At 68.3% G+C, this 24,371-nt stretch carries 19 protein-coding genes and 1 pseudogene; 11 read left to right on the forward strand and 9 right to left on the reverse strand.

The genetic code is table 11. The features are described from left to right. Positions 1-3: 3 nt before the first annotated feature. The 3 genes and pseudogenes from KI794_RS02945 to KI794_RS02955 all read left to right on the forward strand — a co-directional run. Entirely contained in the window at positions 4-828 is an 825-nt protein-coding gene (locus KI794_RS02945) for a segregation and condensation protein A (protein WP_119278712.1), read from the forward strand. Then, entirely contained in the window at positions 821-1,450 is a 630-nt protein-coding gene (scpB, locus tag KI794_RS02950; RefSeq protein WP_119278710.1) for an SMC-Scp complex subunit ScpB, read from the forward strand. The genes KI794_RS02945 and scpB overlap by 8 nt, the downstream gene beginning before the upstream one ends. A 169-nt stretch (positions 1,451-1,619) precedes the next feature. Further along, positions 1,620-2,357, forward strand: a pseudogene (locus tag KI794_RS02955) (pseudouridine synthase); the annotation flags it as partial. Between the two features lie 753 nt (positions 2,358-3,110). Here the strand turns inward: KI794_RS02955 and KI794_RS02960 are convergent. Continuing rightward, on the reverse strand, positions 3,111-4,340 hold the full coding sequence (locus KI794_RS02960; protein WP_255809073.1) for a YeiH family protein: 1,230 nt from the start codon (positions 4,338-4,340) through the stop codon (positions 3,111-3,113). A gap of 80 nt (positions 4,341-4,420) precedes the next feature. Between KI794_RS02960 and KI794_RS02965 the strand changes: the two genes are divergently transcribed. Continuing rightward, positions 4,421-5,332, forward strand: a complete 912-nt coding sequence (locus KI794_RS02965; protein WP_119278706.1) for a LysR family transcriptional regulator — start codon at positions 4,421-4,423, stop codon at positions 5,330-5,332. A 342-nt stretch (positions 5,333-5,674) separates the two neighbouring features. Here KI794_RS02965 and KI794_RS02970 read toward each other — a convergent pair whose 3' ends face one another. Beyond that, positions 5,675-6,802, reverse strand: coding sequence for a 3-isopropylmalate dehydrogenase (locus KI794_RS02970; RefSeq protein WP_119278704.1), 1,128 nt, complete (start codon positions 6,800-6,802; stop codon positions 5,675-5,677). 183 nt (positions 6,803-6,985) lie between these two features. Between KI794_RS02970 and KI794_RS02975 the strand changes: the two genes are divergently transcribed. Both KI794_RS02975 and KI794_RS02980 read left to right on the forward strand, forming a co-directional pair. After that, positions 6,986-8,485 (forward strand): aldehyde dehydrogenase family protein, encoded by a 1,500-nt coding sequence (locus KI794_RS02975; RefSeq protein ID WP_255809074.1) that lies wholly within the window; start codon positions 6,986-6,988, stop codon positions 8,483-8,485. Positions 8,486-8,533: 48 nt separating this feature from the next. Further along, entirely contained in the window at positions 8,534-9,325 is a 792-nt protein-coding gene (locus tag KI794_RS02980; protein ID WP_119278699.1) for an SDR family NAD(P)-dependent oxidoreductase, read from the forward strand. A gap of 229 nt (positions 9,326-9,554) precedes the next feature. On the opposite strand, the gene KI794_RS02985 is transcribed toward KI794_RS02980, so the two are convergent. The 6 genes from KI794_RS02985 to KI794_RS03010 all read right to left on the reverse strand — a co-directional run bounded on the left by KI794_RS02985 (position 9,555) and on the right by KI794_RS03010 (position 17,268). Beyond that, positions 9,555-10,115, reverse strand: coding sequence for a PACE efflux transporter (locus KI794_RS02985; protein WP_255809075.1), 561 nt, complete (start codon positions 10,113-10,115; stop codon positions 9,555-9,557). Positions 10,116-10,564: 449 nt separating this feature from the next. Continuing rightward, positions 10,565-11,971, reverse strand: coding sequence for an amidase (locus KI794_RS02990; protein WP_255809076.1), 1,407 nt, complete (start codon positions 11,969-11,971; stop codon positions 10,565-10,567). Positions 11,972-12,042: 71 nt separating this feature from the next. Beyond that, positions 12,043-13,830, reverse strand: coding sequence for an ABC transporter ATP-binding protein (locus KI794_RS02995; RefSeq protein WP_255809077.1), 1,788 nt, complete (start codon positions 13,828-13,830; stop codon positions 12,043-12,045). After that, positions 13,830-14,723: an ABC transporter permease gene (locus KI794_RS03000; RefSeq protein WP_255809078.1), complete on the reverse strand. Its 894-nt coding sequence runs from the start codon at positions 14,721-14,723 to the stop codon at positions 13,830-13,832. Before KI794_RS03000 ends, KI794_RS02995 begins: the two co-directional genes overlap by 1 nt. A 2-nt stretch (positions 14,724-14,725) precedes the next feature. Continuing rightward, positions 14,726-15,673, reverse strand: coding sequence for an ABC transporter permease (locus tag KI794_RS03005; RefSeq protein WP_119278691.1), 948 nt, complete (start codon positions 15,671-15,673; stop codon positions 14,726-14,728). Positions 15,674-15,747: 74 nt separating this feature from the next. Continuing rightward, a complete protein-coding gene (locus KI794_RS03010; protein WP_255809079.1) occupies positions 15,748-17,268 on the reverse strand; it encodes an ABC transporter substrate-binding protein in 1,521 nt (506 codons plus the stop codon). A gap of 276 nt (positions 17,269-17,544) precedes the next feature. Between KI794_RS03010 and KI794_RS03015 the strand changes: the two genes are divergently transcribed. After that, complete coding sequence (locus tag KI794_RS03015) at positions 17,545-18,327, forward strand: FadR/GntR family transcriptional regulator (protein ID WP_255809080.1); 783 nt, start codon at positions 17,545-17,547, stop codon at positions 18,325-18,327. Positions 18,328-18,682: 355 nt separating this feature from the next. Here KI794_RS03015 and KI794_RS03020 read toward each other — a convergent pair whose 3' ends face one another. Next, positions 18,683-19,927, reverse strand: coding sequence for an MFS transporter (locus KI794_RS03020; protein WP_255809081.1), 1,245 nt, complete (start codon positions 19,925-19,927; stop codon positions 18,683-18,685). A 456-nt stretch (positions 19,928-20,383) separates the two neighbouring features. Here KI794_RS03020 and KI794_RS03025 point away from each other — a divergent pair, with 456 nt between their 5' ends. From KI794_RS03025 to der, 4 genes are all read left to right on the forward strand, one after another. Next, positions 20,384-20,842 (forward strand): Lrp/AsnC family transcriptional regulator, encoded by a 459-nt coding sequence (locus KI794_RS03025; RefSeq protein ID WP_119283453.1) that lies wholly within the window; start codon positions 20,384-20,386, stop codon positions 20,840-20,842. Between the two features lie 134 nt (positions 20,843-20,976). After that, positions 20,977-22,065 carry a prephenate dehydrogenase gene (locus KI794_RS03030; RefSeq protein ID WP_255809082.1) on the forward strand — a complete coding sequence of 363 codons (1,089 nt, stop codon included), beginning with the start codon at positions 20,977-20,979 and terminating at the stop codon, positions 22,063-22,065. Next, on the forward strand, positions 22,065-22,793 hold the full coding sequence (gene cmk, locus KI794_RS03035) for a (d)CMP kinase (RefSeq protein WP_255809084.1): 729 nt from the start codon (positions 22,065-22,067) through the stop codon (positions 22,791-22,793). Before KI794_RS03030 ends, cmk begins: the two co-directional genes overlap by 1 nt. Beyond that, the gene (der, locus tag KI794_RS03040; protein ID WP_119283404.1) at positions 22,793-24,337 is read left to right on the forward strand and encodes a ribosome biogenesis GTPase Der; all 1,545 of its coding nucleotides are present in this window, start codon (positions 22,793-22,795) and stop codon (positions 24,335-24,337) included. Before cmk ends, der begins: the two co-directional genes overlap by 1 nt. Positions 24,338-24,371 lie beyond the last annotated feature (34 nt).

The raw sequence follows: 24,371 nt of genomic DNA on the forward strand, positions 1-24,371 counted from the left end.
GCCATGACAGCGCTCGAGACCGGGGCGGAGCCTGAGGCGCAAGAGCCCGGGTTTCGGGTCTCGCTCGACGGCTTTGACGGGCCGTTCGACCTGCTGCTCACCCTGATCGGCAAGCACGAGCTCGACATCACCGAGGTCTCACTGTCGCTCGTGACCGACGAGTTCATCGCCTACCTCGCGACGCTCGAGGGGGAGGGGCTCACGGCCCTCGACCAGGCCTCAGAATTTCTCGTCGTCGCCGCGACGCTGCTCGACATGAAGATCGCGAGTCTACTGCCGCAGGGAGAGACCGTTGACCCCGAAGATATCGCCCTGCTTGAAGCCCGCGACCTGCTGTTCGCTCGGCTCCTGCAGTACCGCGCGTTCAAGCAGGCGAGCCAATGGTTTCGCGAGAGGCTCGCGGCCGAAGAGCGGCGTCACCCGCGCCAGGTGCCACTCGAACCGAAGTATCGAGAGCGCGGCCCCGAACTCGTGTGGACGCTGTCACTCGACGACTTCGCGGCTATCGCGCTGCTCGCATTCACCCCGCGCGAACTACCGACGGTCGGACTTGACCATTTGCACGCCCCGCTCGTGTCTATTCGCGAGCAGGCGGCGATCATCGTCTCGATGCTGCGTGGTGGCCCGGCGCGGAGCTTTCGCGAACTCATCGTCGGGGTCACCGAGAAGGGCGTCATCGTTGCGCGCTTTCTTGCGATCCTCGAACTGTACCGGCGCGACGCGGTGCTCTTCGATCAGGCCGAGCCGCTTGGCGAGCTCAGCGTCAAATGGTCTGGCGAGCACTGGAACGATGAAGAACTCTCGACGCTAGGAAATGACTATGACTGACGAGACGCTCGATCCTGAACGGGAGACGCCGCTCAGCGCGGCCCGCGCCGCGCACACCCTGCAGCAGCAGCTCGAAGCGCTGCTCATCGTCGCCGACGAGCCGCTCTCGGCCGTGACCCTCGCGACTGCCTGCGACGCCCCCGTGCGCGAGGTACGCAAGGCGCTGAACGCGCTCATCGCCGACTACGACGGAACCGCCGCGAGCACCGCGGCCGACGCCCCCGTGCCGCGCGGCTTCGAACTGCGGGAAGTCGCCGGTGGCTACCGGTTCTACGTGCGCGAGAGTCTCGACCCCGTCGTCGAAGACTTCGTGCAGCAGCAGACACCAGCGAAGCTCTCGCAGGCTGCGCTCGAGACGCTCGCTGTTATCGCGTACCGCCAACCAGTCTCGCGCGGCGCGATCGCGTCGATCCGCGCGGTGAACGTCGACTCGGTCGTGCGCACCCTGCTCGCCCGCGGCCTCGTCGAAGAGGTCGCGCACGACGCAGAGACAGGCGCGATCCTGTACGGCACGAGCGACCAGCTGCTCGGCCACCTGGGCATCGGCGACATCAGTGAACTTCCGTCGGTAGCGCCGCTACTCGACGATGGATCGGAAGGATTTGACAATGAATCGCTCTAGCAGCGAAGACCGCGGCGGCATGCGCGGCGAAGGCGACGAGGGCGGGGACCTCGGCGGACAGTTCATCGTCGACGGCAAAGCCGTGGAGATCGACATGGCCGAGTGGGGTTGGGACCGGCCGGTCACCCCATCCGCCAACGAAGTCGACCGCACTGGCGAAGAGGGCACGGTGCGCCTGCAGAAGGCGCTCGCGAACGCAGGCGTCGCCTCCCGCCGTGCATGCGAGACGCTCATCACGAGTGGCCGCGTCACGGTGAACGGTGAGGAACAGCGCGAGCTCGGCTCCCGCGTGCACCCCGAGACCGACGAGGTGCGCGTCGACGGCGTCGTCGTGCAGCTCGACTCGTCGAAGCGGTACTTCGTGCTCAACAAGCCCGTCGGGGTCGTCTCGACAATGAGCGACGAACAGGGGCGCCCCGACCTGAGCGAGTTCGCGAACCAGGTCGAAGACAGGCTCTACAACGTCGGGCGGCTCGACACCGACACGAGCGGCCTGCTGATCTTGACGAACGACGGCGAACTCGCACACAAGCTCGCACACCCCAGCTTCGGGGTCGAAAAGACATACATCGCGAAGGTGCGCGGCAGGGTCACCGCCGCAGTTATCCAGCAGATGCTTGACGGCGTTGAGCTGAAAGACGGGCCGATGCGCGCCGACCGGGCGAAGCTCCTGCCAAACGGCTCAACGAAGACGCACTCGCTCGTTGAACTCACCATCCACTCGGGCAAGAACCGCATCGTGCGACGCTTCCTCGCCGAGCTTGGCCATCCTGTCGAAGAGCTCGTACGGCGCCAGTTCGGCCCGCTGAACCTTGGCACCCTCCGGGCCGGCGAACTGCGCGAGCTGTCTGCGGCTGAGCGCGGTGCGCTACTGTCAGCAGGCGAGACAAGCGACACCCGCGCAGACTCGACGGGTGCCCGCGGCTCGAGCCGCGGCGGTGGCCGCGGTGCCGATGGCAAGCATAAGAACGCGAGCGCGCGGGGCAAGGATCGCCCGATCACGGGCGGGCGGCCCGGCGACGGCAAGGGCGCAAAGGGCATGCGCGGCATCGCGGCGCGAGGCAACCCGAACGCGGGCCGCGGACATGCCGGTGAGGATCGCGCGGGCGCACCCCGCGGCGGCGGCGCTGGCAGCGGTGAGAGGCGTGGCGGTGGCTTGCGCGGTGAAGGTTCCCACGGCGGTGGCGCTTCCAGCCAGGGCGCCTCGTACGGTGGCAGCGACAGGCGCGGCGGTGGTCCACGCGATGCAGGTCGTGCGGGTAGGCGCGGACAGTCGGGCGACGGCTTCCGCAGGTCTGAAGCTGGTCGTGGCCGCTCTGGCGAGAGCCGCGGGTGGGCCAGCGACGGCCGGGGCAGGACCGATGACCGTCGCGGCCGGAGCGCTGGAAGTGGCGGTCGATCCGGTTCTGGCGGTGGTCGTCCCTTCGAGCGCGGTTGGGTAGACAACCCCTGGGAGGATTCGCGCGGCGATTCTCGTGGTGGCTCGCGCGGCGACTCGCGTGGCGGTTCACGTGGAGGGTCCCGCGGTGACTCCGGCGAGTCTCGAGGTGGCTCTGGTGGTCGCTCCGGCGGCCACCCGGGCGGACGCTCCGGTGGTGCTCGCGGCGGTCGCGGGCGCGCCGGGCGCTGACGCCGGGATGGGCGGCTGCCAGCCGGATCCTTATCCGACGAGCAGCACGCCCACGTAGGCGATCGCAGCGACAAGCACAGTTGCGAGCGCGGCCAGCACGAAGGGCCTGAACCCGACCTTCAGGAGGCTCTTCACCTTCACGCCGCACCCAAGGCCGAACATCGCGGCCGAGAGTAGCACGGTCTGCAGGAGCTGACCCGTGGCGAGTACCCCGTCTGGGAGCGGCGCGAACGAGCGCAGCAGCACCATCGCAAGGAACCCGATGATGAACGGCGGCACGATGGGAGGCAGCGTGGGCTGGCTTCCTGAGTGAGCCTCGGCCGATGCGGTTGCGGTGTCGGCGTCAGTGCCGACGCCTGTACCGCTGCCAGCGCCCGTGCCTACGCCATTCAGGGCGCGAGCCCGTGTGGCGCCCGCGCTTGCCGCACGCCTGATGCGCAGGCTCAACACTGCCATGATCGGCGCGAGCAGCAGCACGCGGGCAAGCTTTACGACAACCGCGAGGGTGAGCGCGGTCCCGCCGAGGATGCCTCCCACCGCGACGACCTGCGCGATCTCGTGGATCGAGGCGCCAGCCCACATGCCTGTCTGATCGTTCGTGAGCCCGATGAGTGGGCAGAGGAACGGTGCAAGCGGAATCATGATCGTCCCGAAGATCACGACAAGCGCGACCGCCGTAACTGTGGCCTGCTCGTTCTCGTCGTCAGGGTCTGTGACTCCGGCCGCGCCGGCGACAGCCGCCGCACCACAGATCGAGAACCCGCACGCGATGAGGAGCGTCAGCTGGGTGGGGACCTTCAGGAGCTTCCCGAGCGCGACGGTGCCGAACAGGCCGCCTGCGACGACGCAGACGACGACGACGAGCATCGGCGCGCCGAGTGCAACGATGTCACCGAGCACGAGTTGCAGACCGAGAAACACGATGCCAGCGCGGAGCAGCTTCTTCGCAGAAAAGTCGATCCCTGGGGCTGCGACTCCCGGCAAGATCCCGGTGTTCGCAGCGATGATGCCTAGCGCGATCGCGATGATCATCGGGCTCACCCCGGGTAGCGCGGCGCCGACTGCGTAGGACGCACCGGCGGCGGCGAGGCAGATGAGCAGGCCGGGAGCGATCCTTCGCATCCATGTCGCGAGCCGCGGGCCGCGGTGTGCGCCTGGCGCGTCTGCCGGGGAGCGGCGGGCTGGCACGTGTGCAGCCGCGTGGGTGGCGGGGGCTACCGATGATTCAGCGGGGACTGTTTGGTCGTTCACGCTCCTCATGTTCCTCCTCGGCACATCGGTGCGGTAGAGGCACTATCCGCGCGGCCTACAAGTTATCCTTGTGGCTAAGAGGAGGCCGCATGGATCGTGAACCCGACGTAGCCGCGCTGCGTGCGCTTGCACTCATCGCCGAGCGCGGCAGCATCTCGGCGGCGAGCTCTGAGCTTCGGCTGAGCCAGCAGGCAGTCTCATTGCGGGTACGCTCGCTCGAACACGAGATCGGTGTGCCGCTGCTTGTGCGGTCTGCGCGGGGGTCGCAGCTCACCGCTGCCGGCGAACTCGTGATCGGGTGGGCCCGCCCGCTGCTCGACGCGGCCACCGAGTTCGGTGCCGCGGTCCAAGATCTCCGGGCCGGACGGGAGGGCAGCCTGCGGATCGCGGCGAGCCTCACGATTGCCGAACACCTCCTGCCCGGATGGATAGCGCGCTGGCGCGGGCTACAAGGACCGAGTGGTGCCACCGCAACCCTCACCGCGGCCAACAGTTCAGCCGTGATCGCTGCGCTTCGCTCCGGCGAGGTCGACCTCGGGTTCGTCGAAACTCCCGAGCTTCCGTCAGGCCTCACCGCGGCGACCGTCGGCCGCGACCGCATCGAGGTCGTCGTCGCCGCGAGCCATCCGTGGGCGGGTCGCACGGTGAGCCCGGCCGAGCTCGCCGCGACCCCGATGGTGCACCGCGAGCGGGGCAGCGGCACCCGACTGGCGTTCGAACAGGCGCTCGCCGCAGCCGGCCACCCACTTGAAGTAGAGCCCGCCGCGGTGCACGACACCACGCTTGGGGCGCGCAGTGCGGTGATGGCAGGCGTGGCGCCCGGCGCGCTCAGCGTGCTCGCCGTGCGGGATGACATTCGGGGCGGCCGTCTGGCGCGCGTTGCAGTGTCTGGGCTCGAAATTACCCGGCCGCTCACGGCGCTGTGGCGTGGCTCGGACCCGACGGCTGCGGCGCAGGCTCTCCTCGACGAAGCCCTGCGGCCTGTGGAGCCAACAGCCTGAGGGATAGCCCGCCGCGGGGTCGTGCGGGCAGCCCTGGTGGCCCTGGTGGCCGGGATGCCCCTCGTGGCCGTGGTGCCCGTGAGGGCCGTGGCTGCTGTGGCGCCCCTGGCGTCCGTGGCGGCCGGGGCGGGCCTGGCCGCCGGAGAGACTATTCCCCGCAAGAATGGCAGCTTCCAACCGGCGGAATGGGGGTGACCTGCAGGGAAGGGGCGCTCTCGCGAGGCTGGCTGGGCGGAGAAGCTGGGCGGAGTGACTGGGCGGAGTGACTGGGCGGAGCGGTAGCGGCGCCAAGCCAAGCCCCGCCAAGCACCGGCCCGGCCGAGCACCGCCCGGCCAGCTCCTCTAGCGGCTGGCGGGGAGTGTTGCGAGGGTTGCGAGAAGCGAGCCAGGGACGAGGTCGGTGTTCGCGCGACCATCGCGGACGATGTCGGCGATGCGTGTGCCGAGCTCTGCGGTCGAGGCTCCCATCTCTGCGCCTGCGAGCGCTGGGAGCGTGCCGAGGACCTCGACGGTTGCGGCCTCAACAGCCTGTGCGGCGTCGCCCTCGCCGAGGTGGCCGAGCATGAGGGCGAGGGAGAGGATGGCGCCTGACGGGTTCGCCCAGCCCTTGCCAGCAATGTCGGGGGCGGAGCCGTGGATCGCCTCGAACATGCTCGGTGCGCTGCCGTCGAGGTTGAGGTTCGCGCTCGTTGCGACGCCGAGGCCGCCCTGGATGACTGCGCCGAGGTCGGTGATGATGTCTCCGAAGAGGTTGTCGGTGACGACGACGTCGAAGCGTTCCGGGGTGAGCGGCAGGTGGAAGCACATCGCGTCGACGTGCACGTAGTCGGTCTCGACCTCGGGGTAACGCGCGGCGACGGTGTCGAATACCTCTTTCCAGAGTTGTCCGGCTGCGACGAGGATGTTCGTTTTGTGGCAGAGCGTGACTTTTTTGCGTCGTCCGAGTGCGAGGCGGAAGGAGAAGTCGACGACGCGTTCGATGCCGGCGTAGGTGTTCAGGGATTCCTGCATTGCGACGGCGTTGGTGGTGCCTGCGTGGACGGTTGATCCGCCGCCGACGTAGGCGCCCTCGGTGTTTTCGCGGACGATGACCATGTCGCAGCGCTCGGGGGTGAGGCCTGTGATGGGGGTGGGGACGCCAGGGTAGAGGCGGACTGGGCGGACGTTTGCTGCCTGCTGGAAGCGTTGGCGCATTTCGAGGATGAAGCCGCGTTCGAGGATGCCGGGGGTGACTCGTGGGTCGCCCATTGAGCCGAAGAGGATCGCGTCAGCGCTGCGCAGCTCGTCTGTGATCTCGGCGAAGAGTTCGCTCGTTTCGAGGTAGTGGTTGGCTCCTGCGGCGTATTCGGAGCGGTCGGTCGTGAAGCCGAAGCGTGCCTCGGCGGCGTCGAGGACTTCGAGTGCGCATGAGGTGACTTCGGGGCCGATGCCGTCGCCGGGGAGTACAGCGATGGTGTGGGAGCGCGTCATTGGGATCCTTTCGGGGCCGAAGGGCGCGCGGCGTTGTCGCGGGCCAACTGTTCAACTATATTAACTGGTAAGACCACTCGTTTGAAGGCCCGCCGCCGCGCCCAGGTTGCCGCGGTGCGGCCGGCGGACGATCCTCATCACAGTTCAGCACGACAGTTCCGCACCGACAGCAAGGATCCAGCAATGACCGCCACATCCGCCGCATCGACTGCCCCCGAGCTCCGCGCCCCCGCGGGCTCGCTGCCCATCGGCACGGGCTGGCGCGAGCTCGCCGCGACGTCTGACGTCGTTTTCCCGTTCGACGGCTCAGCCTTTGCGCAGGCGCCGGTGAGCTCGGCCGCCGACTCACGCGATGCGCTCGACGCAGCCGAAGCCGCTCGCCCCGAGGTCGCAGCGCTCACGACGGCCGAGCGCAAGGCGATCCTGCAGGGCATCCACGACCGGCTGCGGGCTGACGCGCAGCGCTTCGAAGATCTGCTCGTACTCGAGACCGGCAAGCCCCGCGCCGACTGCCGGGTTGAGGTGAACCGCACGATTGTCACGCTGCAGGCCACGATCGAGGAGGTCTCGCACGTCACCGGTGAGACCGTGCCGCTCGACGTGCAGGAGCTCGGCCGCGGCATGATCGGCTACTACACCCGCAAGCCCGCGGGCGTGATCGTCGCGATTGCGGGCTTCAACTACCCGCTGCTGCTCGCGACCCACAAGCTCGCGCCCGCGATCGCCGCGGGCTGCCCGGTCATCGTGAAGCCCGCGCCGAACACCCCGCTCGCAACGCTCGAGCTGCTCGCCATCACGCGCGACGTGCTCGCCGAGCACGGGGTGACCGGTGCTGCCGTCCAGCTCGTCAACGGTGGCCCGGAGGTCGGCGAGACGCTCGTGCAGGATCCGCGTGCGGCCGTCGTCTCCTTCACCGGATCGGCGAAGATCGGGCACCTCATCGCGAAGCAGGCGGCCCCACGCAAGGCGCTCCTCGAGCTCGGTTCGAACACGGGCTTCATCGTCGCTGCCGACGCCGACGTCGAGGCCGCGGTCGACGCGGTGTTCCGCGGCGGGTTCTACGCGAACGGCCAGGCGTGCATCTCCGTGCAGCGGGTCGTGCTTGAGCGCCCGATCGCCGAACGATTCACCGCCCGCCTGATCGAACGCATGGGTGAGATCGTTGTCGGGGACCCCCGCGAGATCGAGACGAACGTCGCGCCCGTGATCAACGAGGCGTCGGGGGAGCGGATCCGAGCAATGGTGGATCGTGCCCTCGCCGCCGGAGCCACGCTCCTCACCCCGGCGGAGCTGCCTGACGGGCCTGCCGCAGGCGCGTCCGTGCCGCCGATCGTGCTCGGCGACGTTCCCCGGGAGGTCGACGCCTGGTGCGAGGAGATCTTCGGCCCGGTCGTCTGCCTCACTACTGTCGATTCTGTCGACGAGGCGATCGACCTCGTGAACGACTCGCGCTACGGGCTGCAGGCAGCGGTCTACACTGCCTCGCTGGAATCGGCATTCGCCGCTATCGAGCGGCTTGAGGTCGGTGGCGTCGTCGTGAACGAGATCCCAGGCTTCCGTTCCGACATCATGCCCTACGGCGGCGTGAAGGACTCGGGCATCGGCCGCGAGGGCCCGCGCTACGCGATCGAGGAGTACACGGTCACCCGCATGGCGATGATTCGCCCGAGGGCCCGCTCCTAGCTGGCGGCCTCCACACACCACGCTCGCACACAACCAAAGGACTCACACATGACCGCCGTTGACTACTCCAAGCTGTTCCGCCTCGATGCGCGCACCGTCGTCGTGATCGGCGGCGGCAGCGGCATCGGCCGCGAGTCTGCCCAGGCGCTCGCCGCGCACGGCGCGCACGTCGTCGTAGCCGACCTCAAACGTGAGGGCGCCGACGAGACTGTACAGCTCATCGCCGACGCGGGCGGATCCGCCGAGTCGTTCCAGCTCAACGTGCTCGACGACGCAGAGGTTGAGGCAGCGGCTGAGCGCTTCGGCACCGCTCACGCGCTCGTGTTCACCGCGGCGACGAACGTGCGCAAGCGCATGGAAGACTACTCGCTCGACGAGTTTGACCGCGTCGTGAACCTGAACATGCGCTCGTCGTTCCAGCTGATTCGTCACTTCGGCAAGCGCTTCGCGGCGAACGGCGGTGGGTCGATCATCGGCTTCGCCTCGATCCGTGCGCAGGTCGTCGAGCCAGGGCAGGGCGTGTACGCCGCGACGAAGGCGGGTCTCGTGCAGCTGGCGAAGACCGCTGCGGCCGAGTTTGGCCCGCAGGGCGTGCGCGTGAACGTCGTCGCCCCTGGCGTCGTCGAGACCCCGCTCACCGCGCAGATCAAGGCGAACCCCGAGTGGTACGACGCCTACGCGAAGAAGAGTGCGTTCGGCCGCTGGTCGCGACCCGAGGAGCTCGCGGGCGCCGTCGTGTACCTCGCCAGCGATGCCTCGTCGTTCGTGACTGGCTCGACGCTCATGGTCGACGGCGGCTGGACCGCGATTGACGGCCGCTTCACCCCGCCGGCGTCCTAGCTGATCGGCGAGCCTGGTACCTGACGGCGGGCCCGCCGCCTGACGGCGAGCCGGGCGTCGCGAAGCGAGGGGCTCGCAGACAGAAGCAGCCTGCGCCACAGATTCCGGCGGCCATCCCCAACTTTCCCCAAGTTCGGCCCCGGTTCCCCCGGGAGATGCCGATGAGGCCTCCCAGCACTGCGCCCCCTCCTGGTACAGGGAGGGGGCGCAGCCTTTGGGCGATCGCGGCCTACTTCGCCGATTCGGGCAGGCCGACGAGCTTGTCGAACGCCCACGAGTAGACGTAGGTGAAGACAAGGAAGAACACGAGCAGGCTCGCTTCAATCATGAACGCCTCGATGAGGCTGACCTGCAGCATGAACGCGACGAGCGGGATCGTGAAGACGAGCACGCCGCCCTCGTACCCGAAGGCGTGGCCGAGGCGCACGAGCACGCCGCGGCCGGTCCAGCCGAAGCGCCGCTCAGCGCGCTCGAAGAGCGTGTTCCACACGTAGTTCCAGATGGTCGCCGTCGTCGACAGCAGGATCGCGGTGAGCGTCGCCTGCCCGCCTGAGTGGCCGAGCATGCCGCCGAGCACGAACACTGTGAAGACGACGCTGAGGATCTCGTAGCCGCCGACGTAGATCACGCGGCGCAGGATCGGGTGCATCGCCGCTCGCGGCGCCACGTCAGGCGATGCGGTGGCTGGGAGGTTTGGCGCACCGGCGACCTGAACGGTGCCGGTGGAAGGGATGGACAGGGTAGCGGTAGCTGGCGCTATCGACAGATCGTGGTGGCCTGGGCCGGTCACGGGTATCACTCCAGAAGCGAAAGGTTCGTTGCAGAGGGGTCTTGGCGTGACCGCACCTCTGAATTGCGGATTGCAACGTGATTCGAGTGTATCTCAACGAATTCCGTCGCGCAAACGCGCAAGTGCTGCCGAAAACAGAGGTGTTACCCCGACCGGGCGTGGTCTCCCTCTCCACGAGATCTTGGAGCGTCTGCCCGGCACAGTCCCTGAGTTGGCAGTTGTTGTCGCTTCAGGGTGCGCGAAACGACAACAACTGCCAACTCTCGGGTGCGGCTGGGCGCGACGGGGCTGGGAGGGCCGGGCCGGGAGAACCGGGGCCGGAAGGGCCGGGAGGGCTGGGCCGGGAGAACCGGGGCCGGGAGAACCGGGGCCGGAAGGACCGGGGCCGGGAGGGCCGGGAGGGCAGGCGCAGAGTGAAGAGACGGCGGTAGTGGAGAGAACAGCCCTCCCTACGGGATCGCGTTCCAGTCGACCTCTGCATCGGCGCCGCGCACAGTCTCGAACCAGTGGGCGACGCGCATGAGGCGGTCGTCGGAGCCGATGGGGCCCGCGATCTGCAGGCCTACCGTGCGGCCGTCGGCCTGGATTCCCGCGCCGATCGACACTGCTGGCTGGCCAGACATGTTGTACGGCACCGTGAACGAGATGTGGCCCATTGTCGCGAGCGGGTCGGTGATCGGCATCGGATCCTCCGCAGCGAACGCCGCGACAGGAGTCACCGGCGAGAGCACGAGGTCGTAGGGCGCTGTCGCGAGGCGCGTGAGTCGCGCCATCTCGTCGGAGCAGTTGCGGTTACGCACAGTCTCGGCCGCGGTGAAGTCCTTGCCCGCCGAGCACCAGTCGACGATGAACGGCAGCACGAGCGCGCGCTCAGCGGGCGAGAGCAGCTCGAGGTCTGCGTACGAGCGCGAACGCCAGAAGTTCACGAGCCCGTCGAGCACCTCGGCACCAACGAACGGGTCGAGCCTGGAGACAGTCGCGCCAGCGTCGGCGAACAGCGCAGCCGCGCGCTCGATGACCTCAAGAGTCTCGGGTTCGACGTCGAGGCCGGAACCAGCGTCGAGCTGCACCGCGACCCGGAGACCTGCGGGGGAGAGCGGCTCGAGCGACCAGTCCATCTCGCGGTACTCGCGCGTGAGATAGTCGCGCGCGTCGGGCGTCGCGATGATCGACATGAGCCTGATCGAGTCAGCGGCGGTGCGCGTGAGCGGGCCAGCGGCGCGGCCGGTGTAGGGAACGTCGAGCGGGATCAGGCCCTCGCTCGGCTTCAATGCCGTGAGCCCCTGCCAGGTGCCAGGCAGCCGGATCGAGCCGCCGATGTCGGTGCCGACGTGCATCGGGCCGTAGCCCGCCGCGGCCGCGGCCCCGGCGCCGGCGCTGGAGCCGCCCGAGGTGTGGGCGGGGTTGAGCCCGCCTCGCGTGATGCCATGCAGCGAGGAGACGCCGGAGGACAGCATGCCCCAGTCGGGCATGGTCGTCGACCCGACGATGACAACGCCTGCCTCGAGCAGCCTGTCGGTCGTCGGCGCGTTCGAAGCGGCGATCGGCGGGTTCGGGAGCGCGGTGCCCGAGGGCTTCGGCCGACCGGCGCGGGCGATGTTCTCCTTCACCGTGCCTGGCACACCGTCGAAGGCGCTGAGCTGCTCACCCGCGGCCCAGCGGGCGGTCGACGCGGCCGCGTCTGCGCGCACCTCGTCTGGCTCGTGCAGGTAGAGCGCGTTCAGTTCGGGTTCACGCTCGGCGACGCGGGCGAGCACATGCTCCGCGACCTCCGAGGGGGTCAGCGATCCCGCGGCGTAGCGCTCGGCGAGCGTCCCTGCGTCGAGGAAGGCGTATTCGGTTGTGGGGTGAGACATCGGTGCCTTTCGCGCGGGGTGAAACGGGGGGACAGCGGGTGAAATGAGTGAAACGGGTACAGCAGGGACGGCTACGCCTCCGCCGAGAGCAGCTCCTGCCTGAGGGTGAGCGACGAGTCGATGAGTCGCTTCGTGTACGGGTGCTGCGGGTCGCGGTAGACCGTCTCGGTCTCGCCGGCCTCGACGATCTCGCCAGACTGCATCACGATGACCGAGTCGCACAGGTGCCGCACAACGTTCAGGTCATGCGAGACGAACACGAGCGTCAGCCCGTACTCGTCGACGAGGTCTGCGAGGAGGTTCAGCACCTGCGCACGCACCGACACGTCGAGCGCGCTCACTGGTTCGTCGGCGACGACGACGGCCGGCCGGCAGATGAGAGCGCGGGCGATCGAGATGCGCTGGCGCTGCCCGCCCGAGAACTCGTGCGGGTAGCGCTCGGCCGCCGACGCGGGAAGCCCCACGGCCTCGAGCATCTCTGCGACCATCTGCGACCGCTGGGCTGCGGTCTCGTTCCTGCCGCGCACAAGCAGCGGCTCCGAGATGATCTGTTCGACGCTCATGCGCGGATCGAGCGACCCCATCGGATCCTGGAACACGATCTGCAGCTGCTGGCGGAGCTCCCGGAGCTGCGCCTCTTTCGCCCCAGCAACCTCGTTGCCGACGACGACTGCCGAGCCGGATGTCGGCTGGTCGAGGCCGGCGAGGATCCGGAGCAGTGTCGACTTCCCCGATCCTGATTCGCCGACGACGCCGAGGCGCCCGCCGCGCGGTACCTCGAACGAGATGCCCTTGAGCGCGTGCACTTCCGCCGCAGGCTTGAACAGGCTCGTCTTGCCGCGCGTGTACGTGCGCACGAGATCGGTGACGCGCATGACTGGCTCCGCGCCGGGATCCACTGCCGCGCGCTGGGCGATGTGCTCGCGCTCGGCGGCCGCCGCGTGGGCCTCAACCTCGCGGTCGGCCGCTGGGTCAACCGTCGGCGGCACATAGTCGCGTGCGCTCGCGACGGTGAACAGGCGCCCGTCGGCGTCGGTTGCCTCGAGGTCGGAGGCCGCGAGGAGTCCTCGCGTGTACGGGTGCTGCGGGCGGGTGAAGATCTCGTCGGTCGGGCCCTCCTCGACGATCCTGCCGTCGTTCATCACGAGCACACGGGTGCACATGTTCGCGACGACGGCGAGGTCGTGGGTGATGAAGAGGAGGCCCGTGCCGCGCTGCTTCACGAGCTCGAGAATGAGGTCGAGCACCTGCCGCTGCACGGTCACGTCGAGCGCCGTCGTCGGCTCGTCGCAGAGCAGCAGCGCCGGGTCGTTCGCGAGCGCCATCGCGAGCATGACGCGCTGGCGCTGCCCGCCCGACAGCTGGTGCGGGTAGGCTCGGGCAGCCTGCGCGGGGTCGGGGAGTTTTACGGCGTCGAGCATTTCGATCGCACGCTGTTTCGCCTCGGCCTTGCCCTTCACGAGCCCGTGCTGGGTCATGATCTCTGCGACCTGGTCGCCCGCGCGCATGAGCGGGTTGAGCGCCGTGAGCGGCTCTTGGAAAACCATCGCCATGTCGCGGCCGCGAATCTGCATGAGCTCGCGCTCAGAGGCCTCAAGCAGGTTGCCGTCGCGGCCGTTCTGCTGGGCGGCGCCGCGCAGCGTCACTGAACCGTCGGCGGTCACGCCGTTCGGCAGGAGGCCGAGGAGCGCGGTCGTCGTCATCGACTTGCCCGAACCGGATTCGCCGATGAGGCCGATCCGCTCGCCCTGCTGCATGTGCAGCGAGAAGTCGTGCACGAGCGTGCGGTGCGCGGTGCGCACATTGAGGTGATCGACAGCGAGCAGCGTGCCGGATTCAGGGTTCACGTTCGTTGCCATCAGCTGCGGCTCCCGTTCAGCTTGGGGTCGAAACGGTCGCGCAGACCGTCGCCGAGGAGGTTGAAGCCCATCACCGCGAGGGCGATTGCGGCGCCGGGGAAGATCGCGAGCAGCGGGTGCGTGCCGAGGAACTGCTGCGACTCCTGCAGCATGCGTCCCCACGACGGGGTTGGCGGTGGGGTGCCGAGGCCGAGGAAGCTGAGCGCCGCCTCGGCGAGCACTGCGAGCGCGAATGCGACCGAGCACTGCACGACCACGATCCCGATGATGTTTGGCAGGACGTGGCGCACGGCGATCCTGAACCGCGACTGGCTCGCCGCCCGCGCGGCGAGCACGTACTCGGTGCTCATCACCTGCAGGGTGCCCGAGCGGGCGACGCGCGCGAAGCCTGGGATCGTCGAGACGCCGATCGCGACCATCGCCGTGAGCGTCGACGCGCCGAAGACTGCCGCAGACATGATGGCGAGCAGGAGCGCGGGGAAGGCGAGCACGATGTCCGAGGAGCGCATGATGAGCTCCTCGGTCCAGCCGCCGCGGATGCCAGCCCAAATACCGAGCGGGGTGCCGATGAGCAGCGCGATGCCGACCGAGACGAGACCAACGAACAGGGTGATCCTCGCGCCGACGAGCATGCCAGAGAACAGGTCGCGACCGTACTTATCGGTGCCGAACCAGTGCTCGGCGCTCGGGCCCTGCAGCCTGTCTGGCGCGTTCACTTGCACGGGGTCGAACGGGGTCCAGAAGAACGACACGATCGCTGTGACGACGACGATGCCAACGAGCACCATGCCGACGACGAGCGTGGGGGAGAGACCGCGGCGCTTCCGCGGCGCCCGGGGCGCCGAGAGCGCGCTCGTGCGCGGGCCCTGCGTTGATTTCGAGGTCTGGCTCACGGCTAGGCCCCCTTTCGCATGCGCGGATCGACGATCGTGTAGAGCACGTCGATGAGCAGATTGAGCAGCAGCGTGATCGCGACGAGCACCATCACGACTGACTGCACGGTGAGCAAATCACGGTTCCCGACAGCGTCGAGCAGCATCGAGCCGAGGCCGGGAATCACGAAGACGCGCTCGATAACCACGGCGCCGATGATGAGCGCCGCGAGCTGCACGCCGGTGACGGTGATGACCGGGATTGCGGCGTTTCGCATGCCGTGCTTCAGCAGGGCGCCGGTGGGGCTGAGCCCCTTCGAGCGGGCGGTGCGGAGGTAATCCTCGCTCATGATCTCGAGCACCGCCGAGCGCACGTAGCGGGTCAGGATCGCGCCCTGCACGCTGGCGAGCGCGAGCACCGGAAGAATGAGGCGGCGCACGAAGTCGCCGAAGTTTTCGCCTGGCGGGGTCCAGCCGCCGGCGGGCAGCCAGCCGAGCCCGACAGCGAAGACGAGCACGAGCAGGATGCCTGCGAGGAAGCCTGGAATCGCGACGCCGAGCTGGCTGCCAGCGCCGATCAGGATCCCGGAGGCGTTGCGGTGCCGTACGGCAGCGATCGTGCCGAGCGGGATTGCGATCGCGAGTGCAACGATCATCGCCGTGATGACGAGGATGAGGCTCACCTGGAGCCTGTCGAACACGAGCGGGCTGATGTCCTGCCGCGTGATGTAGGAGGTGCCGAAGTCGCCTGTGAGAAGACCGCCGACCCAGTCGAAGTATTGGACGTAGAGCGGCCTGTCGGTGCCGAACTCGTGCTGCAGCTGCGCGACGAGTTCGGGGCTCGCGTTCGTACCGAGCGCGACCTGCGCCGGGTCGCCGGGGATGAGCCGCATGAAGAGGAACACGACGACTGTCGCGACGAGGAACGTCGCCGCGAAGCGCGCGAGATTGATGAGAATCCGAATGGCCATGCCGTGGTCCTAGGTGTTGAGGGCGTGGGGCGAACCGGGGTGGTGGGCTCGTGCGCCCACCACCCCGCGTCGGGCTACTTCCAGGAGAGCCCGGTGAGGTCGAGCGACTCGACGATTGCGTTCTCGGGAACGCCTGCGAGGTCCGACTTCGTGATGACGATGTTCGGGAAGAGGAACAGCACGCCGCTTGCGGCATCGTCAACGATCTGGCGCTGTACGTCTTGCATGCCCGAGATGTAGCCGGCCTCGTCTGCCTCGTCGGCTGCGGTGACGAGCGGAGCGATCTTCGAGTTGTCGTAGCCGATGTAGTAGTCGGGGTTGTTGAAGACGGTGAGCACGTCGCGCGCCTCGACGGCGAGCACGGTTGTCATCTCGAAGTTGTGGTTCGTGAACACGTCATCGAGCCAGACCGCAGGGAACTCGGAGGACTCGATGGTGACGTCGATTCCGACGTCTGCGAGCTGCGACACGACGATCTCAGACACTGCCTGCGCGTATGGGCGGGTGGGCACCTTGTAGGTGACCTTCAGGTTCTCCTTGCCCGCCTCCTTGAGCAGCGCCTTCGCCTTCTCGGGGTCGTAAGCGTACTGATCGTTGAGGTCGACGTAGTAGGGCTCCTTCGGGGTGACGAAGGTCGCGTCGAGCGAACCGTAGCCGTTCCAAGCGGTGTCGATAATCGCCTGGCGGTCAAGCGCGTACAGCACGGCCTGGCGCACGCGTACGTCGTTGAACGGCTCAGTGCGGTTGTTGAATGACAGCGAGACCTCGCCGGAGGAGGTGCCGCTCGTGACGGTGAACGCATCATCAGACTCGAAGGTGCTGACAAGCTCGGGGGCCTGAAGGTTCACGATCGCGTCGACGTCGCCGGTGCGGAGCGCGTTCGTCGTCGCTGTCGCGTCAGCGAAGTACTTGAGCGTGACGCCCTCGACGCCAGGTGTGTCGCCCCAGTAGTCGTCGCGGGTGGCGAGCTCGATCGACTCGTTCTGCTTCCACGAAGCGACAGTGTAGGGGCCTGTGCCGACCGGAGCGTTCGCGAGGTCCGCGACTCCGTTCGGGGAGAAGATCGCGCCGACGGGGGTCGCGATGTCGAACAGCCAGGCGTTCGACGGGCGCGAGAGGTGCACGGCAACCTCGGTGTCAGAGATGACCTCGACGCTCTCGACGACGTCCATCTTCGCCTTGAGCGTCGTGGTCCAGTCGGTCTTGACCCGCTCGAAGCTGAACTTCACGTCGTTCGCGGTGAATGCGTCGCCGTTCGAGAACGTCGCGCCTTCCTGCAGGGTGAACGTGTAGGTCTTGCGGTCGTCCGAGAGCTTCCACTCTTTGGCGAGGAGCGGCACGATCTCGCCCTCCTGGTTTACCTCGACGAGGCCCTCGTAGACGTTCGTCATGAGTGCCTGCGGAATCGCAGAGCCCGCGGTCGTGGTGAAGTCGAGGTTCACCGGCGCGCCGGTGAGGGCGATTGTCGCGGTGGTCTCGGTCGAACCGGCATCGCCGCCGGTGCTGCCGCCCGAGCCTGCCGAGCAGCCGGTGAGCGCGAGCGCGCCAGCCGTGATGATCGCCGCGGCGATGGAGAGAGTTGTCTTACGACGCATGGTGCTTCCTGTCACATGTGGGGTCGGCGGCATCGCCGACGGCTTGTGCTTCGGTATGAAAGTGTGGGCTGGATTTGCTGGGTGTGCAAACCCGGTTTGGCGCGAACGGTTGGATATCACCCCTCGGTGCGAGTCGGCTCTGACCCGCCCCTCGCGCCGCGAGGATTCAAACCAGGATACATGGTAAGGCCACTTGTGGGGCGCTACTATCTGAGAGAGTTTCCCGAATCGGTTCTTCCGCCTTCGGCCGTCGACCTCACAGAGGAGTGCAGTCGTTTGACCACACACAGCTTCACCCCCGCGGTGCCAGTACTCACCTACCAGCGGATCGTCGAACAGGTGGAATCGGCAATCATCTCCGGGGAGATCCCCGTTGGCACGCAGCTCTCGAGCGAGCGCGACCTCATGGTGCAGTTTGGTGTGAGCCGCCCGACCGTGCGCGAAGCGCTCCGCGTGCTGCAGAGCATGGGGCTCATCGAGCCGAAGCCCGGCACCCGCGGTGGCCCGGTGGTGCTCGCGCCCTCACCCGAGACACTCGAAAGATCGTTCAGGGCGATGCTTGGCACCGCGTCGCTCGGGCTCGCCGAACTCGTGCAGTTTCGCATCGTGCTCGACGGGTCAGCTTCCGAGCTCGCGGCCGTGCTGCATACCGACGAGCAACTCGAACGCATGCGCGAAGCCGTGACCCGTATGCGTGAGGCAGCCGAGGGAGTCGGCGGAGCTGGCGGGACCCCGGCGAGCGACGCCGAGTTCGCAGACGCCGACCTCGCATTTCACCGGACTGTGTGGGAGGCAAGCGGCAACCAGGTGTTGCAGCTCAGCGGTCAGGCTGTCGCGGGGGCGCTCAGGGCGCTCGTGCAGCGGGACCTCGAGCGCGGCTCAGGGCAGAGCGCGGTGCGGCTCGACTCCGCGCGCATCGACTCGGGCCTGTTCGAAGCGATCGAGCGCCGAGACTCGGCGGAGGCTGGGCGCATCGCACGCAGCGCAATCGCCGACCGCTTCAGCTCCATGCTGACAGAGCGGGAGCGCCTCGCGCTCGCAGCGATCACCGGGCCCTAGCTTTGGCGCGCGGCCGGCCCGGGCCCCTCGCTCGGCCCCGCCTGGCCGGCTCGCCTCGCCCGGCGCGGGGGCGGCGCGGCCTGCCCGGCTCGCCCCGGCTCGGCCCGCCTCCGCTCGCCCAGGTTCGCCCCGGCTCGGCCCGGCCCGCCCCGCGAATGCACACGGCTTCCGCAGATGTACACGATTTCAACGCGTAGTTTTCGTGTACATCTGCGGAAGCCGTGTGCATTGGGGTGCTGGGGCGTCCGCCGGGGAGTGGGCGGGGGCGTCCGCCGGGGAGTGGGCGGGGCGTCTGACCGGGGGAGCCGGACCGGGCGGGTGCTCGGCTGGCAGCGTGGGGCGGGAGCCCGGCGCCTCAGTCGCCGGTGCGGGCCGACCTGAACGCCACCGCAGCGAGCACCGCACAGGCCACAGCAATCGCTCCCGTGAAGGCGAGCACCGCCGGAGTCAGCCCGAAGGTTGACGCGGCAATGCCGAGGCCGAGCACCGGCAGCGTGCTGCCGAGGTAGGTGACGGCGTAGATCGCGTTCACGGTTGCTCCGTGGCGTGCCGACGGCACCGCTGCAACGGCGGCGCCGAACGCCCGCTGGAAGGCGATGCCCTGGCCTGCGCCAGCGATGAGGCATGCGGCGACAGTGAGTGCCGGGCTCGCAAGCGCCGTTGCGAGGCCGAGGAGCAGCGTGCCCGTGGCGAATGCGACGAGCCCGAGCGGCGCCGCGAGGCGGCCACGCACCGGGAAGAGCTGCACGGCTGCCGACGCGAGGAGCACGAGCGATGCGAGCAGCCCGAGCAGCGGGCGCGAGGTCGCGTGGAACAGCTCGGCGAAGTGCCCGGGGGCGAGCGAGAGTGCGAACCCGAAGAACGCGAAGCTCACGAAGCCCACGAGCGCCGCCATACGGATCGCTGGAACCGAGGCCGCGACGGCCGCTGGTGTGGAGAGCTGCTGCGTGACCGGCCCGGGGGCTGCGGTGTTTCGGCGCCCCACAGGCTCGCACTCGGGGTGCGGCGCGATCACGAGTATCACTGGGATGAGGGCGACGAGCAGGATCGACCAGGCCACGAACGGCACCTGCGTTGGCTGTTGCCCCGCGAGCGAGAGCACGCCGCCGAGGATCGGACCTGCCGCGACGCCGCCCGATGTTGCGAGGAGCGTGAGCCGCCCGCTCAGGTTGGGCCGTCCAGGCAGGAGCACCCTGAGTGCGCTCGAGCCGGTGCCTGTTGCGGCGGCGATCGCGAGGCCTTGGATGGCGCGTGCGAGGCAGAACCACGCGAGCGTGGGGGCGAGCGCGAGCCCGAGGGTCGCGAGCGAGGTTGCAGCGAGCGCCCAGACGAGGACTGTGCGCCGGTTTGCCCGCTCGCCGAGTGGTCTGAAGAGCACGAGCCCGACGAGCAGGCTCAAGACGTAGCTCGCGAATGCGACGGTGATGCCGAATTCGTCGACGTGTAGCCTGTCACCGATGAGCGGATACAGCGCGGTCGGGAGGTTGACCGCGGTGAGCAGCCCGAAGAGGCTAACGATTGTGAGGGTCGCGCGGATTCGGGGGCGCCGGAGGGAAACTGGCGCGCTGCCTGGGTGCGCGAGGGCATGGGTGCTGCTCAACTTGGTGCTTTCGTACTGGCAACCGGGGTGGTGGTCGCGTGCGGTGCTGCGGGTGCCGGGTGTGGCGTGCAGCGGTGCGGGGAGCGGCTGATTGGCTGAACCCCGAGGAGTATTCAACCTCACGGTGCGGCCGGCATGCAAACCTGCATGGCACAGTGCGAAATGTGGCTCTGATTGGCGCCCCCTACGCCGCGGGACCGCGGCGTACCCACGGCGATTGTGGGTGCACTATGGCAGGGAGTTGCGCTCAATCAGGTGCTAGGTGCGAATGGCCTGGGGTGGTGGTCATCTGCGGTGCGGGTCCCTCCTGGTGGGGCGGGCCGCGGGGTCGGAAGCGGATGGTGCCGCCTCCCGAGAAGTATTCAATCGAGGGGTGCAAGATTCGCGCAACCGGTTAAGCTTTGAGTGCGCAATTTGTATAGCCAAACCCGAAGAACGGAGCGCGAAGTGAGCGAAGTGTATGCCCTCGATGCGACGGATCGTCGAATCCTCGAGCAGCTCGACGTCGACGCGCGTATGCCAGTCGCAATGATCGCCCACAAGCTTGGCCTCGCCCGCGGCACCGTGCAGGCGCGTATCGACAAGATGCAGGCGGCTGACGTGTTCAGGCCGCACAGCGCGCGCGTGAAGCCCGCGGCATTCGGCCGCCCCGTTGCCGCGATGGTGCAGGTTGAGCTCGACCAGCACCTCATCAGCGAAGCGATCCGCGCCCTCGCGAGCATTCCCGAGGTGCTCGAGTGCTTCGCTCCGGCGGGCGACACCGACCTGCTGCTGCGCGTCGTCGCGCGCGACCCTGAAGACCTGTACCGGGTGAGCGAGGAGATCAGGCTCTGCCCTGGCATCACGCGGACGTCGACGAGCCTCTTCCTCAGGCAGGTCATTCCCTATCGCGTCACCGGCATGCTCGCTGAGTAGCGCGGGGCGGTAGCCAGGCAAGCCGAGGAGGCCCGGTGCGAGATTTTCCGCGAAAAACCGCTAAAATCGAGGGAGTTTCATCTCCTGGCGCTGGCGTAGCGCCCGCAGCGCCACGAACGGAGAACCCACTCGCGATGAATGAACTTGAATCCCGCGTCCGCGGTACCGTGCACATCGTCGGTGCCGGGCTGCTCGGAGCGAGCGTCGGCCTCGGCCTGCGCGAGCGCGGTGTTGACGTCACGCTTGAGGATCTCTCGCCGACCGCTGTCGCGCTCGCCGCAGACTACGGCGCGGGGAGGATCCGAGACGCCGCTGATCCTGAACCGTCAGTCGTGGTTGTCGCGACCCCTCCCGACGTCGTCGCCGATGCCGTTGAGCGGGCGCTCGCAGAGTTCCCGGACGCGGTCGTCACCGACGTCGCGAGCGTGAAGCTCGCCCCCTACCTCGAACTCGTGCGTCGCGGCGCACCGCTGAAGAACTACGTCGGCTCGCACCCGATGGCAGGCCGCGAGCGGGGCGGCGCGATCATGGCGCGCGCCGACCTGTTCACCGCGCGGCCGTGGGTGATCTGCCGCGACCGAGACACCCCAGCGGAGGCGCTCTCGCTCGTCGAGGCGATCGCGCTCGATCTCGGCGGCGTGCTCACCGAGATGACGCCTGAGGAGCACGACCGCTCGGTCGGCCTCGTCTCGCACCTGCCACAGGTCGTGTCGAGCCTGCTTGCCGCACGCCTCGTCTCGGCTGAGGAGCAGGCGATCGCGCTCGCGGGCGCTGGCCTCCGGGATACGACGAGGATCGCGGCGAGCGATCCTGAACTGTGGGTGCAGATCTTGGGTGCGAACCGCGAGCCCGTTGTCGCGCTGCTCGAAGAATTCTCGGCGGACGTCGCCGCGTTCACGGCGGCGCTGCGGGACGTCGACGCGCCTGGCGCGAAGCGGAGCGTCGCAGACCTGCTTGCGGCTGGCGGCCGCGGCGTGGGGCGCATCCCTGGCAAGCACGGGTCGTCCGAGCGGTTCATCACGATTACGGTGCTGATCGACGATACGCCGGGCGAGCTCGGCCGGCTGCTCACCGAACTCGGAGAACTCGGTATTAACATGGAAGACTTGCGCCTTGAGCACTCGCCGGGCGCACAGATTGGCTTTGCGGAGATCGCCGTGCTGCCAGAAGCCGCCGAACGGGCGGTCGCTGACCTTACCGAGCGCGGATGGAGAACACTGTAATGGGTGCAACACCTGTGGCCACCGAGCCCGTGCTCGTCGCGATCGACGGGCCCGCGGGCAGCGGCAAGTCGAGCGTCTCCCGGGCTGCCGCAGAGCAGATGGGCTTCGGCATCCTCGACACCGGCGCCGCGTACCGCGCCCTCGCGTGGGCGTGCCGTGAGGACGCTGTCGATCTTGACTCCGAAGATGCGGTGCTCGCGATGCTCGACGGCTGGACGTACGCGATCACGCTGCAGGGCGAGCAGCGCGTGCAGGTGACGCTTCCCGGGGGCACTGAGGCGCTCGACGTCTCTGCGGTGATCCGGACCCCCGAGATCTCGAGCCAGGTGAGCCGCGTCTCCAAGCACGCCGAGGTACGTGTCCGGCTGAACACAATGTTCCGCGACATCGTTGCTGCCTCGGGGCTGCCCGGCGTCGTCATCGAGGGCCGCGACATCACCACAGTCGTCGCGCCTGACGCGCCCGTGCGGATCCTGATGACTGCGTCACCCGAGGTGCGGGCGACGAGGCGCCAGGGCGAGCTGCCCGGCGTGAGCCACGAGCAGGTGCTCGCCGACATCACGGCACGCGATGCGAAGGACGCCGCGGTCGTAGATTTTCTGAACCCCGCCCCCGGGGTCACGCTCATTGACACGAGCGACATGAACTTTGGGCAGTCGATCCAAGCTGTGATCGACACCGTTGAGGAGGCCCGCGGGGCCCGCCCATCGAACGAGAAGGAACGATGATGAGCGAAGAACAAGAATTTGACCTGTCGCAGGTCGACCCGAGCGAGATTATCTCGGGTGGCGGCGACGTAGACCTCGACGGCGAAGAGTTTGACGGCAACGTCACCGACGAGGAGCGCCTGCGCGCGATGCGCTCGTCGCTCGACTCGTTCGAGCTTGAGGACGACGACCGCGACATTCTGACCGCCGACGGCGAGTTCGTCGGGTTCGCTGAGCCGAGCCTCGAGGCGTTCCCTGTCGTCGCGATCGTGGGCCGCCCGAACGTCGGCAAGTCGGCGCTCGTGAACCGTATCCTCGGCCGCCGCGAGGCAGTCGTTGAAGACATCCCGGGCGTGACCCGAGACCGCGTCTCGTACCCAGCGCTCTGGAACGATAGGCGCTTCACGCTCGTCGACACCGGTGGCTGGGAGCCCGACGCCCGCGGCATCGACGCTTCTGTCGCGCTGCAGGCCGAGGTCGCAATCGAACTGTGTGACGCAGTGCTGTTCGTCGTCGACTCGCGCGTCGGCGCGACGGCGACCGATGAGCGCGTCGTGCAGATGCTGCGCCGCACGAACAAGCCCGTCTTCCTCGTTGCGAACAAGGTCGACGACGCGGTGCAGGAGCCCGAGGTCGCCGCGCTCTGGTCGCTCGGCCTCGGCGAGCCCCGCAGCGTCTCTGCGCTGCACGGTCGCGGCGTCGCCGACCTGCTCGACGACGTCATGAAGGTGCTTCCCGAGCAGTCGGCTGTCGCACAGCCGAAGCTCGCAGGCCCCCGCCGCGTCGCCCTGCTCGGCCGCCCGAACGTCGGCAAGTCAAGCCTGCTCAACAAGGCCGCCGGCGAGGAACGCGTCGTCGTGAACGAGCTCGCCGGCACCACCCGCGACCCTGTCGACGAACAGGTTGAGATCGCGGGCCGCGTCTGGACGTTTGTCGACACCGCAGGTATTCGCCGCCGCGTGCACCTGCAGAAGGGTGCAGACTTCTACGCGACGCTCCGCACCTCTGCGGCGCTCGAAAAGGCCGAGGTCGCCGTCGTGCTCATCGACGTGACGCAGGAGATCAGCGATCAGGATCTGCGCATCATCGACCTCGTGCTCGAGTCTGGCCGAGCGCTCGTGCTCGCGTTCAACAAGTGGGACATGCTTGACGACGAGCGCCGCAAGTACCTCGAGCGTGAGATTGAACAGGATCTCGCGCACGTTGACTGGGCGCCCCGCGTGAACATTTCGGCGCGCACGGGCCGCCACCTCGAGAAGCTCGTGCCCGCGCTTGAAGCTGCGCTCGAGTCGTGGGACACGCGTATTCCGACCGCGAAGTTCAACGCGTTCCTCGCTGAGCTCGTGCAGGAGCACCCGCACCCGCTGCGCGGCGGAAAGCAGCCGCGTGTGCTGTTTGGCACGCAGGTGCAGAACCGTCCGCCGACGTTCGTACTGTTCGTGTCTGGCTTCCTTGACCCAGGCTACCGTCGCTTCATTCAGCGTCGTCTTCGCGAGACGTACGGCTTCGAGGGCACCCCGATCGTGCTGAACATGCGTATTCGTGAACGGCGTGAGCGACGCTAACTCTGTCGCGTCGCGGCGGCCCATGCTGGTCGCC

Source organism: Leucobacter aridicollis (genome assembly GCF_024399335.1).
Taxonomy (GTDB): domain Bacteria; phylum Actinomycetota; class Actinomycetes; order Actinomycetales; family Microbacteriaceae; genus Leucobacter; species Leucobacter aridicollis_A.